The organism is Rhizobium giardinii bv. giardinii H152 (assembly GCF_000379605.1).
Taxonomy (GTDB): domain Bacteria; phylum Pseudomonadota; class Alphaproteobacteria; order Rhizobiales; family Rhizobiaceae; genus Pararhizobium; species Pararhizobium giardinii.
Window position 1 is genome coordinate 78,511 of the sequence record NZ_KB902680.1, and the last position, 12,995, is coordinate 91,505.

At 61.9% G+C, this 12,995-nt stretch carries 11 protein-coding genes; all 11 read left to right on the top strand.

Annotated features, from left to right (window positions below):
- Positions 1-172: 172 nt before the first annotated feature.
- The 11 genes from A3AY_RS0116135 to A3AY_RS0116190 all read left to right on the top strand — a co-directional run bounded on the left by A3AY_RS0116135 (position 173) and on the right by A3AY_RS0116190 (position 12,861).
- Entirely contained in the window at positions 173-1,054 is an 882-nt protein-coding gene (locus tag A3AY_RS0116135; RefSeq protein WP_018326692.1) for a carbohydrate ABC transporter permease, read from the top strand.
- Positions 1,051-1,932, top strand: a complete 882-nt coding sequence (locus tag A3AY_RS0116140; protein ID WP_018326693.1) for a carbohydrate ABC transporter permease — start codon at positions 1,051-1,053, stop codon at positions 1,930-1,932. Before A3AY_RS0116135 ends, A3AY_RS0116140 begins: the two co-directional genes overlap by 4 nt.
- 4 nt (positions 1,933-1,936) lie before the next feature.
- The gene (locus A3AY_RS0116145) at positions 1,937-3,049 is read left to right on the top strand and encodes an ABC transporter ATP-binding protein (RefSeq protein ID WP_018326694.1); all 1,113 of its coding nucleotides are present in this window, start codon (positions 1,937-1,939) and stop codon (positions 3,047-3,049) included.
- Between the two features lie 7 nt (positions 3,050-3,056).
- The gene (locus A3AY_RS0116150) at positions 3,057-4,565 is read left to right on the top strand and encodes a GMC oxidoreductase (protein WP_018326695.1); all 1,509 of its coding nucleotides are present in this window, start codon (positions 3,057-3,059) and stop codon (positions 4,563-4,565) included.
- Positions 4,562-5,329, top strand: a complete 768-nt coding sequence (locus A3AY_RS0116155) for a 3-ketoacyl-ACP reductase (RefSeq protein ID WP_018326696.1) — start codon at positions 4,562-4,564, stop codon at positions 5,327-5,329. The genes A3AY_RS0116150 and A3AY_RS0116155 overlap by 4 nt, the downstream gene beginning before the upstream one ends.
- A 167-nt stretch (positions 5,330-5,496) precedes the next feature.
- Positions 5,497-7,152 carry a GMC family oxidoreductase gene (locus tag A3AY_RS0116160; RefSeq protein WP_026203505.1) on the top strand — a complete coding sequence of 552 codons (1,656 nt, stop codon included), beginning with the start codon at positions 5,497-5,499 and terminating at the stop codon, positions 7,150-7,152.
- An 8-nt stretch (positions 7,153-7,160) separates the two neighbouring features.
- The gene (locus A3AY_RS0116165) at positions 7,161-7,475 is read left to right on the top strand and encodes a Dabb family protein (protein ID WP_018326698.1); all 315 of its coding nucleotides are present in this window, start codon (positions 7,161-7,163) and stop codon (positions 7,473-7,475) included.
- 6 nt (positions 7,476-7,481) lie between these two features.
- Entirely contained in the window at positions 7,482-8,750 is a 1,269-nt protein-coding gene (locus A3AY_RS0116170; protein WP_018326699.1) for a glycerate kinase type-2 family protein, read from the top strand.
- A gap of 400 nt (positions 8,751-9,150) precedes the next feature.
- Positions 9,151-10,068 carry a transglutaminase-like domain-containing protein gene (locus A3AY_RS0116175; protein ID WP_018326700.1) on the top strand — a complete coding sequence of 306 codons (918 nt, stop codon included), beginning with the start codon at positions 9,151-9,153 and terminating at the stop codon, positions 10,066-10,068.
- A 608-nt stretch (positions 10,069-10,676) separates the two neighbouring features.
- On the top strand, positions 10,677-11,411 hold the full coding sequence (locus tag A3AY_RS0116185; RefSeq protein ID WP_018326702.1) for an MBL fold metallo-hydrolase: 735 nt from the start codon (positions 10,677-10,679) through the stop codon (positions 11,409-11,411).
- 16 nt (positions 11,412-11,427) lie between these two features.
- Positions 11,428-12,861 carry an aldehyde dehydrogenase family protein gene (locus tag A3AY_RS0116190; protein WP_018326703.1) on the top strand — a complete coding sequence of 478 codons (1,434 nt, stop codon included), beginning with the start codon at positions 11,428-11,430 and terminating at the stop codon, positions 12,859-12,861.
- Positions 12,862-12,995 lie beyond the last annotated feature (134 nt).

Below are 12,995 nucleotides of genomic sequence, written 5' to 3' on the forward strand. Positions count from 1 at the left end.
CCGCTGTCCCTTCTCCCCGCAAGCGGGGAGAAGGTGCCCGACAGGGCGGATGAGGGGCTTTTACGACTGTTCCAAAGGCAGGAAATGCCCGCGGATTTTCTGGGTTTCGAAATTGTGCGCGATCGATCCGGACCTTGCGGGCCCGGAGGTATGCGCCAAAGGTGGTGTCACTATGGATAGCCGCAGCCGGTTGCAGGATATTGTGCCAAAGTTGGTACTTGCTCCAAGCTTCCTCATCGTCCTGATTTTTGTCTATGGCTTCATCGCCTATACCGGCTTCCTGTCGATGACGGACAGCAAGATGCTGCCGTCCTACAACTTCGTGGGCCTCAGCAACTATTCCAAGCTCTGGGCCCTGCCGCACTGGTGGCGGGCGATCTCCAATCTGGCGATCTTCGCGACGCTCTATATCGGCATCTGCTCGGTGCTCGGGCTTGGTCTTGCGATCCTGCTCGACCAGAAGATCCGCGCCGAGGGTCTGCTGCGGCCGATCTATCTCTATCCGATGGCACTGTCTTTCATCGTCACCGGCACCGCCTGGAAATGGTTCCTCGACCCCGGCATCGGGCTGGAAAACACCATGCATCTCTGGGGCTGGGAGAGCTTCACCTTCAACTGGATCAAAGACCGCAACTACGCGATCTATTGCGTGGTGATCGCAGCCGTCTGGCAATCCTCGGGCTTCATCATGGCGATGTTCCTTGCGGGTCTGCGCGGCGTCGACAACGAGATCATCAAGGCAGCGCAGATCGATGGCGCCTCGACGACGACCATCTACCGCCGGATCATCATTCCGCTGATGCGCCCGGTCTTCCTGTCGGCCTTCGTCGTGCTCGCCCATCTTGCCATCAAGGCCTATGACCTGATCATCGCGCTGACCGGCGGCGGGCCGGGGCAGGCAACCGAACTGCCGGCAACCTTCATGTATTCCTACACCTTCACCCGCAATCAGATGGGCATCGGCGCTTCCTCGGCGATCATCATGCTGGTGATGATCTTCTCGATCATCATTCCCTACCTCTATTCCGAAATCAAAGGGGAGAAGCGCCAATGAGCGTCCAGAGCCCTGACAACGCCATTTCCAGCGGCCGCCTGACGCGCGCGATCATCTATTCGGTGCTGATCCTGTTTGCGCTCTATTCGCTGCTGCCGCTCTACGTGATGGTGGTCAATTCCTTCAAGCCGCTCGATGAAATCCGTCAGGGCGGCATGCTGAGCGTGCCGCAGACCTGGACGATCGAGCCCTGGCTTTCCGCCTGGTCGACCGCGCAGATCGGCGTGCAGCCGACCGGCCTTCGCCCCTTTTTCATCAATTCCATCCTCATGGTCATTCCGGCTGTGGCGATCTCGACCATCGTCGGCGCGCTGAACGGCTATGTGCTCACCAAGTGGCGTTTCCCTGGATCGGGCATCTTTTTCGGCATGCTGCTTCTTTCCTGCTTCATCCCGTTCCAGATCGTGCTGATCCCGATGGCACGCATTCTCGGCATTCTCGGGCTGGCGGGGTCGGTGCCTGGCCTGGTTTTCGTGCACGTCATCTACGGTCTCGGCTTCACGACGCTCTATTTCCGCAACTACTATGAGGCGTTCCCGACCGAACTGGTGCGGGCGGCGCAGATTGATGGCGCGAGTTTCTTCCAGATTTTCCGGCGCATCCTCCTGCCGTCCTCAGGCCCGATCATCGTCGTCTCGGTCATCTGGCAGTTCACCAATATCTGGAACGACTTCCTGTTCGGCGCCTCGTTCTCCGGTGCGCATTCGACGCCGATGACGGTCGCGCTCAACAACCTCGTGTCCTCCTCCACGGGGGTCAAGGAATACAACGTCCACTTCGCAGGCGCGATCCTCGCCGCCCTGCCAACGCTTGTCGTCTACATCGTCTCCGGCCGCTACTTCGTCCGCGGCCTGATGTCCGGCGCCGTGAAGGGTTAAGACCATGTCGTTTCTGAAAATCACCGATCTGCGCAAGTCCTACGGCTCGCTGGAAATCCTCAAGAACATCAATCTCGAGATCGAGGAGGGCGGCTTCCTGGTGCTGGTCGGCCCGTCCGGCTGTGGAAAATCGACGCTTCTGAACACGATCGCGGGGCTGGAGCCGATCACCTCGGGCGAAATCTCGATCAATGGCAGGTCGGTCGCGGGCCTGCATCCTTCAAAGCGCGATATCGCCATGGTCTTCCAGTCCTACGCGCTCTATCCGAACATGACGGTTGCGGGCAACATCGCCTTCGGCATGGAAATCCGCGGGGTGCCGAAGGAGGAGCGCGAGAAGGCGATCAAGCAGGTCGCCGATATGCTGCAGATCGGCCACCTGCTCGAGCGCAAGCCGAGCCAGCTCTCCGGCGGCCAGCGGCAGCGCGTCGCCATGGGCCGGGCACTGGTGCGCAATCCGCAGGTCTTCCTGTTCGACGAGCCGCTGTCCAACCTCGATGCCAAGCTGCGCGTCGACATGCGCACCGAGATCAAGCGCCTGCACCAGCGCATGAAGACGACGATCGTCTACGTCACGCACGACCAGATCGAGGCGATGACGCTGGCGACCAAGATCGCCGTCCTGAAGGATGGCGTGCTGCAGCAGTTCGGAACCCCGGCCGAGATCTACAACAATCCGGCCAACCTGTTCGTCGCCGATTTCATGGGCTCGCCGGCGATGAACCTCCTGAGCGCGACCGTCGAAGGGGGCGGCAACGATCTTCGGGTCTCGCTGGCACGCCCGGATGCGGAGCCGCTGCATCTGCCGGTGGCGCAGGTGAATGGCCTTTCCGCCTATGCCGGCAAGCAGATCGTCTTCGGCATCCGGCCGGAAGCCTTGACCGATCCGGATGGCGCCGACCGCAATGCCCGCTCGCTGGTCGAAGGGGAGTGCTTGATCGAAGTGGTCGAGCCGGCCGGTTCCGATACGTTCGCCGTGACCAAGCTCGGTGGTAAGGAAGTGGTCGCACGCCTGCGCGCCGATGCGCGTATCGCGCCCGGACAACACACAAGGCTTGCCTTTAACCTGGACAAGGCGGTGTACTTCGATCCGCAAAGCCAGCAGCGCATCGGCTGAGTCTGTCATGGTGAAGCAGCCCGATATCGTCATCATCGGCTCCGGCATCGGCGGGGCGACGATCGCCTCTGCCCTTGCGGGTTCCGGCGCCGACATCCTGATCCTGGAGGCCGGCAGTCATATCGAGGACCGGCCGGAAAACCGCGACCAGCGAGCGATCTTCCAGCGCGGCCATTTCCGGCCAAAGGAGCTCTGGTACGAAACCGACGGCACGGGCTTCAATCCGGGCAACTATTACAATGTCGGTGGCAATTCGAAATTCTTCGGTGCCGTGCTGGTGCGCTATCGCCGCGAAGATTTTGCCGAAATGCGGCATCTGGAAGGTGTCTCGCCCGCCTGGCCGTTCCCTTATGAGGAACTGGAGCCCTGGTACAGTCGCGCCGAACAGCTCTATCAGGTGCGTGGCACGCTCGGTGAGGACCCGACGGAGCCGCCGCATTCGCAAGGCTACGCCTTTGCGCCTGTGCCGGACGAACCCCCGATTGCCGCAGTGCGCGAGAAGCTCAAGCGCAACGGCCTGCATCCCTATTCGCTGCCGCTTGCTATCGATATCGACAAGTGGCTCGCCAAGGCGAAGACACCCTGGGACGCGCACCCCAACAGCTTCGACGGCAAGATGGATGCGGAGACCGCGGCGCTGACGGTCGCGTTGCAGCATCGGAATGTCCGGTTGCAGACCGGGTCGCGGGTGACGCTGCTGGAAACGGCGCCGGATGGCAAGCGGATCGAGACCGTTCGCTATGCCAAGGATGGCGTCGAGCAGACGGTGACGCCGAAACTGGTCATCCTGTCGGCAGGTGCGGTGCAGTCGGCGGCGCTGTTGCTACGCTCGGCCAGTGCGGCTCATCCGAAGGGGCTTGCCAACAGTTCGGACCAGGTCGGCCGCAACTTCATGAACCACAATTCGAGCGCAGTGATCGCGGTTTCGCCGTTCTACAGGAACAGCTCGATCTACCAGAAGACCTTCGGCTTCAACGACTACTACCTTTCGGACGGTGAGGGCGGCCCGCCGCTCGGCAATGTGCAGCTTCTCGGTCGCATCTCCGGTCCCATCCTGAAGGCGAACATGCCGTCCGTGCCGGAATGGCTGCTCGGTCGGATCTCGGCGCATGCCATCGACTTCTACGCCATGAGCGAGGATATCCCGCATCCGGAAAGCCGGATCATGGTCGATGGCGAGCGTATCGTGCTGCAATGGGTACGCACCAACTGGCCGGCGCATCTGATGCTGGTGAAGAAGCTGAAGCAGGCGCTGAAGGCGGCGGGATTCCCGATCGTGCTGTCGCGCCCCTTCGACAAGCGCACGCCGTCGCATCAATGCGGCACGGTGCGGATCGGCAACGATCCGGCGTCTGCGCCGCTCGATGTCTATTGCCGCGCCTTCGATCATCACAACCTGTTCGTCGTCGACGCGTCGTTCCTGCCGACATCGGCAGCGGTCAATCCGGCCCTGACGGTCGCGGCGCAGGCGTTGCGCGTTGCCGATCACATCGCTTCGAAGGATCTGGCGGCATGACGAAACGTCCCGTTGCCATCGTCACCGGCGGCCGCCGCGGTATCGGCCTTGGCATCGCCAAGGCGCTGGCAAAAGGCGGTTTCGACATCGCCATCACCGGCATCGGCGAGGCTGATCAGATCGGCACCGCGCTCGACGACCTTTCCGCACTCGGTGCCAAGGCGATCTTTCTGCAGGCCGATCTTTCCGATCTCTCGGGGCACCAAGCGACTGTCGATGCCGCCCAGGCGCAACTGGGGCCCATCGCCTGCCTCGTCAACAATGCCGGCATGGCGTCGGTGGTGCGCGGTGATTTTCTCGATCTGGCGCCGGAGAATTTCGACACGATCGTCGCCACCAATCTGCGCGGCACGGTGTTCTTCACCCAAGCCGTGGTGAAGGCGATGCTGGCCGTCGGTTGCGAGGCGAAACGCTCGGTGATCAACATTACCTCCGTTTCGGCGACGATGAGTTCGCCGGAGCGGCTGGACTACTGCGTCACGAAGGCCGGGCTCGCTGCCTTTTCGCAAGGGTTGGCGCTGCGTCTTGCAGAAACCGGCATCGCCGTTTTCGAGGTGCGGCCGGGCATCATCCGCTCTGCCATGACCGCCGGCGTTTCCGCGAAATATGACGCCCTGATCAATGACGGTCTGGTGCCGATGAAGCGCTGGGGCGAGCCGGAGGATATCGGCGCAATCGTTGCGGCATTGGCGAGCGGCGGTTTCGGCTTTGCGACGGGATCGGTGATCAATGCCGATGGCGGGCTGTCGATCGGACGGCTGTGAGGGTGCGTCGGCGATTGCCCCTCACCCTGGCCCTCTCCCCGCAGGCGGGGAGAGGGGACAACTGAGTTTGCCGTACTCTCCTTCGCCCCGCTTGCGGGGAGAAGGTGGCCCGGAGGGCCGGATGAGGGGCCCTGGCTTGGCAAAACGTGGAATTTGAGGACGACGACATGACTTACGACTACATCATCACCGGAGGCGGTCCGGCGGGTTGCGTGCTTGCCAACCGGCTGACGGAGGATGCCGACGTCAAGGTGCTCCTGCTCGAGGCGGGCGGCAGCGACTGGAACCCGCTGTTTCATATGCCGGCCGGTTTCGCCAAGATGACCAAGGGCGTGGCAAGCTGGGGCTGGGAAACCGTGCCGCAGAAGCACATGAAGGGGCGGGTGCTGCGCTATACGCAGGCAAAGGTGATCGGCGGCGGCTCATCGATCAATGCGCAGCTTTATACGCGCGGCAATGCGGTCGATTATGATCTGTGGGCGAGCGAGGACGGCTGCGCGGGTTGGGATTACCGCAGCGTCCTGCCCTATTTCAAGCGGGCGGAGGACAACCAGCGTTTCGCCGACGACTATCATTCCTATGGCGGGCCGCTCGGTGTTTCCATGCCTGTTTCCGGCCTGCCGATCTGCGATGCCTATATCCGTGCCGGCCAGGAGCTCGGCATTCCCTACAATCATGATTTCAATGGCAGGCAACAGGCCGGCGTCGGTTTCTACCAGCTCACCCAGCGCAATCGCCGCCGCTCCTCCGCCTCGCTCGCCTATCTCTCGCCGATCAGGAACCGCAAGAACCTGACGGTCAGGCTCGGCGCGCGGGTGAGCCGGATCGTGCTCGAAGGCAAACGCGCCGTCGGCGTCGAGATCGCCACGTCGCGCGGCGCCGAGATCCTCCGCGCCGGGCGCGAGGTTCTGATCACGTCCGGCGCGATCGGTTCGCCGAAGCTCCTGCAACAGTCCGGCATCGGGCCTGCCGATCATCTGCGCTCGGTCGGTATAGAGGTGAAACACGATCTGCCGGGGGTCGGCTCCAACCTGCAGGATCATCTCGATCTCTTCGTCATTTCCGAATGCACCGGCGATCACACCTATGACGGCGTCGCCAAACTGCACCGCACGCTCTGGGCGGGGGTGCAATATGTGCTGTTCCGCTCCGGCCCGGTGGCCTCCTCGCTCTTCGAGACCGGCGGCTTCTGGTATGCCGATCCGAATGCCCGCTCGCCCGATATCCAATTCCACCTCGGTCTCGGTTCCGGCATCGAGGCGGGCGTCGAGAAGCTGAAGAATGCCGGCGTCACGCTGAACTCCGCCTATCTGCATCCGCGTTCGCGCGGCACCGTGCGGCTATCCTCTTCCGACCCGGCGGCCGCTCCGTTGATCGATCCGAACTATTGGGAAGATCCGCATGACCGGAAGATGTCGATCGAGGGATTGAAGATCGCGCGCGAAATCCTCCAGCAGGCGGCTCTGAAGCCGTTCGTCATGGCCGAGCGTTTGCCGGGACCCAAGGTCATGACGGACGAGGAATTGTTCGACTATGGCTGCGCCAACGCCAAGACCGATCATCATCCGGTCGGCACCTGCAAGATGGGCACCGGTGCGGACGCCGTCGTCGATCTGGAGCTGAAAGTCCATGGCCTTGAAGGCTTGCGTGTCTGCGACAGTTCCGTCATGCCGCGCGTGCCCTCCTGCAATACCAACGGCCCGACGATCATGATGGGCGAAAAGGGATCCGACATCATCCGCAACCGGCAGCCGCTGCCGGCGGCGATTTTCAGCCACGAACGCAACGACCTCAGACCGCGGGCACGCGCCGAGATCCGATAGGAGCTACCATGATCCGCCATTGCGTCTTCCTCCGCTTCAAGACGAGCGTACCGGATGCCGAGAGGGCATCGATTCTCGCCGACATAGCGGCGTTGAAGCCGCTTGTTCCTGGATATCTCACCATCGACATCGGCCCCAATGTCAGCCCCGAGGGCCTTGGAAAGGGCTACAATGGCGGCTTCATCATCGATTTCGCCGATGCAGCTGCGCGCGACACCTATCTTTCCCATCCCGAGCATGAGAAGGCGGGAGGCCGCATCATTGCTGCGACGGAAGGCGGCGTTGATGGCGTTTTCGTCTACGACTTCGAAATCGCGAGATGATCCTGAATGATGCTAGAACCGCGTCCCTTGCTGGCCAGCCTGTTCGAGGCCGCCGTCGAAGCTGCCGATCCGCTTGCGGCCATTCGTGCCCATTTGCCTGCGCGGCCCAGAGGCCGAACCATCGTCGTCGGCGCCGGCAAGGCGGCAAGCCAGATGGCGGCGGCGTTTGAACGCCTGTGGGATGGCCCGCTCGAGGGTGCTGTTGTCGCCCGGCACGGGCCGATCGCTGCCTGCGAGCGTATCCGCATCCTGCAATCGGCGCATCCGGTACCGGACGAGGCCGGCCTTGCCGGCTCGGCCGAATTGCTGCGGCTGGTGCAGGGGCTGACGCCGGATGACCTCGTCGTGGCGCTGATTTCCGGCGGCGGCTCGTCGTTGCTGCCGGCGCCGCCCGCCGGCTTGTCGCTTCAGGACGAGATTGCCGTCAACCGCGCTCTCCTCGCTTCCGGCGCTCCGATTTCGGCGATGAACGTCGTGCGCAAGCATGTCTCGCGCATCAAGGGCGGTCGTCTGGCCTTTGCGGCGGCACCCGCCAAGGTCGTCAGCCTGATCGTCTCCGACGTGCCCGGCGACAATCCGGCCTTTGTCGCATCCGGCCCGACCATCCCGGATCTGTCGACACCGGCGGATGCTCTTGCCATCGTCGAGCGCTACCGGATGGAATTGCCCGAGGCGGTGATGCGGCACCTGAACTCATCCGAAGCCGCAGCGCCTCGGCCGGACCACGCGGCCTTTGCCGGTCACGAGCGTCATATCATCGCTTCGGCCAGCGTTTCGCTGGAAGCGGCTGCTGCCAAGGCCCGGCAGCAGGGCATCGAGGCGGTGATCCTTTCCGACGCGATCGAGGGAGAGGCCGCCGATATCGGCCGCATGCATGCCGCGATCGCGTGCGAAACGGCGTTGCGCAACCGGCCGTTCCAAAAACCTGTCGCCATCCTGTCCGGCGGCGAAACGACGGTGACCATTTCCGGCAACACCTATGGCAAGGGCGGGCGCAACAGCGAGTTCCTGTTGTCCTTCGCGCTCGATATCGAGGGCGTTGAAGGCATCCATGCCCTGGCGGCCGATACCGACGGCATCGATGGCTCGGAGGACAATGCAGGGGCTTTCGCCGATGCGGGGACGGTGACGCGTGTGCGTGCGGCCGGTGGCGATCCGCGCCACTATCTTGCCCGGCACGATGCCTGGAGCGCCTTTCATGCGAGCGGCGACCTGTTCATTCCCGGTCCGACAGGAACGAACGTCAACGACTTTCGGGCGATGCTGATCGTTTGAATCTGCTTATAAATCAGAAGTTTAATGTTGGATGTCGCGATTAAGCCGCGCACGCCTTCGGGCATCCCCTGCGAACCTTTTCGCTTGCACATCAATACCCGGCATCCATCGGTAGGTTGTCAGCGTTTGGCGATCGGCTTAGTATTTGCGGTAAATGTCTGCCTCGCGGCGACGCCCGAACGGCGCCCGGTTCCGATTATCGAGGGCCCCGGGCAGTGGCGGTAGGCACCTTATTCTCAAGGCTCGATCCTCCAAGACGCCGGGACGAGCGATAAAGACATGCGTCAGATGTGCGATTTGCGTTCTGTAGCGTAAGCTCTCTTGGGTTCTCATTTTCCAGACCTGAAGCCGGAAGAATGACGCGGGAAATCCGTTCCCGCTCGGTGGTGGGAGGTAGCGTATGTTCATACGGTTCGGATACGAGATCGGTATCAGCTGCGACCAGCCGACGCCGATGATGACCTATCTTTCCGTCGATCGGGCCAGGCGGTCCGACATCATCAGCGAGCGGGGACCGGTTAGCGATCCAGCCGTGAAAATCGGCGAGGTCATCGATCCGCATGGTAATGTCTGCATGCGCATGGTGGCGCCGGCAGGCGGGCTGCATTTGAGCTACGACGCCGTCGTAAGGGATAGCGGCCGGCCTGATCGCGTCAATCTCGACGCGAAGGCTGTACCGGTCGAGAGACTGCCTTCCGCCTGCCTGCCCTATCTTTCTGCCAGCCGCTATTGCGAAACCGACCGCTTTGGCCCGCTTGCCTGGCGCCTGTTCGGAGATATCGAACCGGGTTGGCAACGTGTGAAGGCGATCTGCGACTATGTGCATGACCGACTGATCTTCAGCTACGGATATGCACCAGCCTTGCGGACGGCGATGGAGGCGCATGAGGAGCGGGCAGGAGTCTGCCGGGATTACGCCCATCTCGCCGTCACCCTCTGCCGCTGCATGAACATGCCCGCCCGCTACGTCAACGGCTATATGGGTGATATTGGTGTCGCCGGTGATCCCGCGCCGATGGATTTCAATGCCTGGTTCGAAGTCTATCTTCAGGACCGATGGTACACGTTCGATGCCCGCCACAATATTCCGCGTATTGGCCGCATTGCCGTTGCACGCGGCCGTGACGCCGCCGACATTCCGCTGATCCAGACCTTCGGCAAGCATGAGCTGACGACCTTCAAGGTATGGACCTACATGGAAGAGACCGGTGCGATGACGAAGCCGCACAGCCAACCGGATGTTTCGTTGCTCAGTCCCTGGTTCAGCGAGCAATGGTCCCGGCACGTAAGAGAAAGAGAACACGGCCGGGAACATTAGGGCGCCTGCCGCGTTTCTTCCTTTGGCCGATCGCGCCCGAGGACGGTTTTTCCTCCCGAGTGGAAAAACAAAGAAAATAATATCTATAAACTCAATGGAAAATATCGGAGAAAACCGGGGCGACGATACGGCCGGCAGAATATCTGCAACAACGCGAAGTGGAGGACAGGATGCAAGGTTCGAAACCGGTGATTCAGAATCGCTCAACCGCCTTTGGCGCGCATACCGGACCTCAGTTTTCCTGGAACATGGCAGCGCAGGCGGTCGCACTGGCTGCAGCGTTCCTTTTTGTTTGCGCGCTCGTCTTCGGGGCGATCTGAGCCTTTTCGAAACGGCGAGTTTCAAGATTGCGAGGCCTCTGAATCGATACTGATTCAGAGGCCTCGTTTGTTTTGGTCGCTCGCCTCCGTCGCGGTGCAGTCAGTAGCGCCCTCCGTTCGCACCGTGTCCGCAGTATCGCTGCCATCTGAGGCCGGGCGACATCCGGGAGTTTGCGATCGTGGCGCATGGGCCGTAACCGGCAGCGGTGGCTGAGGTCAGATCGTCCCACTTGCCGTCAATCCTGCCGATGTCGTAGCCTTGCCAGCGTGACACGGCAGGAGATGGGTATGGAACGCCTCGGTCCCGACAAATGGTATGCCGTCAAACGTCTCGATGACGGCGTAACCGCAATCTCCGAGCCCTTCATCCAGGAATTCTACCGCTGCAATATCTGGCATGTGCGCGGCCGCGATCGCGACATGCTGGTCGATAGCGGCATGGGCGTGGTTTCCCTGCGTCAGTGGGTGCCGCTGGTGACCGAACGTGATCTCGTCGCCGTCGCCAGCCACACGCATTTCGACCATATCGGCTGCCATCACGAATTCGAATGCCGCGCGGTGCATGCCGCCGAGGCCGATCTGCTCGCCAGCCCGACCCGGGCAAACACCCTTGCCGACCTCTACGTGACAGACGAGATTTTTCACGCCCTGCCGCCGGAACCCTATTGTTCGAGATGTTACGCCGTAAAAAAGGCGCCAGCGACGCGCATTCTCGACGACGGTGATGTCATCGATCTGGGCGACCGGGTCTTCGAGGTCATTCATACGCCCGGCCATTCCCCGGGTGGCATTGCGCTCTATGAGAAGGCTACCGAAATTCTGTTCTCCGGCGACATCCTCTACGATGGCCCGCTGGTCGAGGACATCTATCACTCAAATGCCGCTGACTATCTCACATCCATGGAGCGGCTGTTGAAAATCCCCGTGCGCATCGTACATGGCGGACATTTTCCAAGCTTTTGCGGCGCACGTTACCGCCAATTGATCACCGATTGGCTGCAGGAAAAACAGAAAACGATCTGACGGGAGGGAGCGACTCATGCTCGACAAACGCAAGTTCTACATCAACGGCGAATGGGTAGACCCGATCACGCCGAATGATCTCGAGGTGCTCAATCCGGCAACGGAAAAGCCGGTCGCCGTGATCTCGATGGGCACGGCGGCCGATATCGACCGCGCGGTTGCGGCCGCCAGGAAGGCCTTCGTCAGCTATAGCCGCACCAGCGTCGAGCAACGACTGGCGCTTCTGGAAAAGCTGCTTTCGATATACAAGCGCCGCTACGACGAAATGGCGCAGACCATCACCATGGAACTGGGTGCTCCGGCGACGATGAGCCGCGAGCAGCAGGCCGATGTCGGCATCGGTCATCTTCAGGGCTTCATCGATGCCTTGAAGCGCCTGCATGTGCGCAAGGTGCTGGCGAACGGCGATGTGTTGCTGCGCGAGCCGATCGGTGTCTGCGGCCTGATCACGCCGTGGAACTGGCCGATCAACCAGATCGCGCTGAAGGTCGTTCCGGCACTGGCGACGGGCTCGACCTGCGTCCTGAAACCGAGTGAATTCACGCCGCTGAATGCGCTCCTTTACGCTGAAATGGTGCACGAGGCCGGCTTCCCGGCCGGTACGTTCAACCTCGTCAACGGCGATGGGCCGAATGTGGGCGCGGCCCTTTCCCGGCACAAGGACGTCGACATGATGTCGTTCACCGGCTCGACCCGCGCCGGCATCGCCGTCAGCAAGGATGCGGCCGATACCGTCAAGCGCGTCACGCTGGAGCTCGGCGGCAAGTCGCCGAACATCGTCTTCGAAGATGCCGACCTGGAAGAACGCGTTACTGCCAGCGTGCTGGAATGCTTCAACAATTCCGGCCAGTCCTGCGACGCGCCGACGCGGCTTCTGGCGCAGAAATCCGTCTACGACAAGGTCGTCGAGATCGCCACGCGGGTCGGCAAGCAAGTCAAGGTCGGCAATCCGACCGAAGAGGGCAGCCATATCGGCCCATTGGTCAGCGATATCCAGTTCAGCCGGGTACAGGCGTTGATCGAGGCGGGAATTACCGAAGGCGCCCGGCTTCTGGTCGGCGGCGCCGGCAAGCCGCAGGGTTTCAAGCAAGGCTATTTCGTCAAGCCGACGATCTTTGCCGACGTCAACAACAGGATGCGGATCGCCCGCGAAGAAGTGTTCGGCCCGGTGCTTGCCATCATGCCGTTCGAAACTGAAGAAGAGGCGATCGAGATCGCCAACGATACCAGTTACGGTCTCGCCGCCTATGTCCAGACCGGCGATCCCAAACGTGCCGAACGCGTTGCCGCGCGGCTTCGCGCCGGCATGGTCCACATCAACGGCGGCCCGCATCGCTACGGAAGTCCCTTCGGCGGCTACAAGCAGTCGGGCAACGGCCGCGAAGGCGGTATGTTCGGCCTTGAGGATTTCCTCGAGGTGAAGACGGTGCACCGGCCGGATGCGGGGTGAGGCCCGTGTGTTGAAACATATGCCTCGCGGCCTTGCGGCTGCGGGGCTCGCTTCACCAATTCTCATGCTTCCATAAGGAGAAGTCGTTGTTTCCGGCGGCGGGTTTCTGCTAGCTCCGATGCGTTATCGCGTGG

Bases quoted from the DNA above. Each gene is read 5' to 3' on its own strand.
- A3AY_RS0116135 (WP_018326692.1), top strand. From the start codon at position 173: ATGGATAGCCGCAGCCGGTTGCAGGATATTGTGCCAAAGTTGGTACTT.
- A3AY_RS0116140 (WP_018326693.1), top strand. From the start codon at position 1,051: ATGAGCGTCCAGAGCCCTGACAACGCCATTTCCAGCGGCCGCCTGACG.
- A3AY_RS0116145 (WP_018326694.1), top strand. From the start codon at position 1,937: ATGTCGTTTCTGAAAATCACCGATCTGCGCAAGTCCTACGGCTCGCTG.
- A3AY_RS0116150 (WP_018326695.1), top strand. From the start codon at position 3,057: ATGGTGAAGCAGCCCGATATCGTCATCATCGGCTCCGGCATCGGCGGG.
- A3AY_RS0116155 (WP_018326696.1), top strand. From the start codon at position 4,562: ATGACGAAACGTCCCGTTGCCATCGTCACCGGCGGCCGCCGCGGTATC.
- A3AY_RS0116160 (WP_026203505.1), top strand. From the start codon at position 5,497: ATGACTTACGACTACATCATCACCGGAGGCGGTCCGGCGGGTTGCGTG.
- A3AY_RS0116165 (WP_018326698.1), top strand. From the start codon at position 7,161: ATGATCCGCCATTGCGTCTTCCTCCGCTTCAAGACGAGCGTACCGGAT.
- A3AY_RS0116170 (WP_018326699.1), top strand. From the start codon at position 7,482: ATGATGCTAGAACCGCGTCCCTTGCTGGCCAGCCTGTTCGAGGCCGCC.
- A3AY_RS0116175 (WP_018326700.1), top strand. From the start codon at position 9,151: ATGTTCATACGGTTCGGATACGAGATCGGTATCAGCTGCGACCAGCCG.
- A3AY_RS0116185 (WP_018326702.1), top strand. From the start codon at position 10,677: ATGGAACGCCTCGGTCCCGACAAATGGTATGCCGTCAAACGTCTCGAT.
- A3AY_RS0116190 (WP_018326703.1), top strand. From the start codon at position 11,428: ATGCTCGACAAACGCAAGTTCTACATCAACGGCGAATGGGTAGACCCG.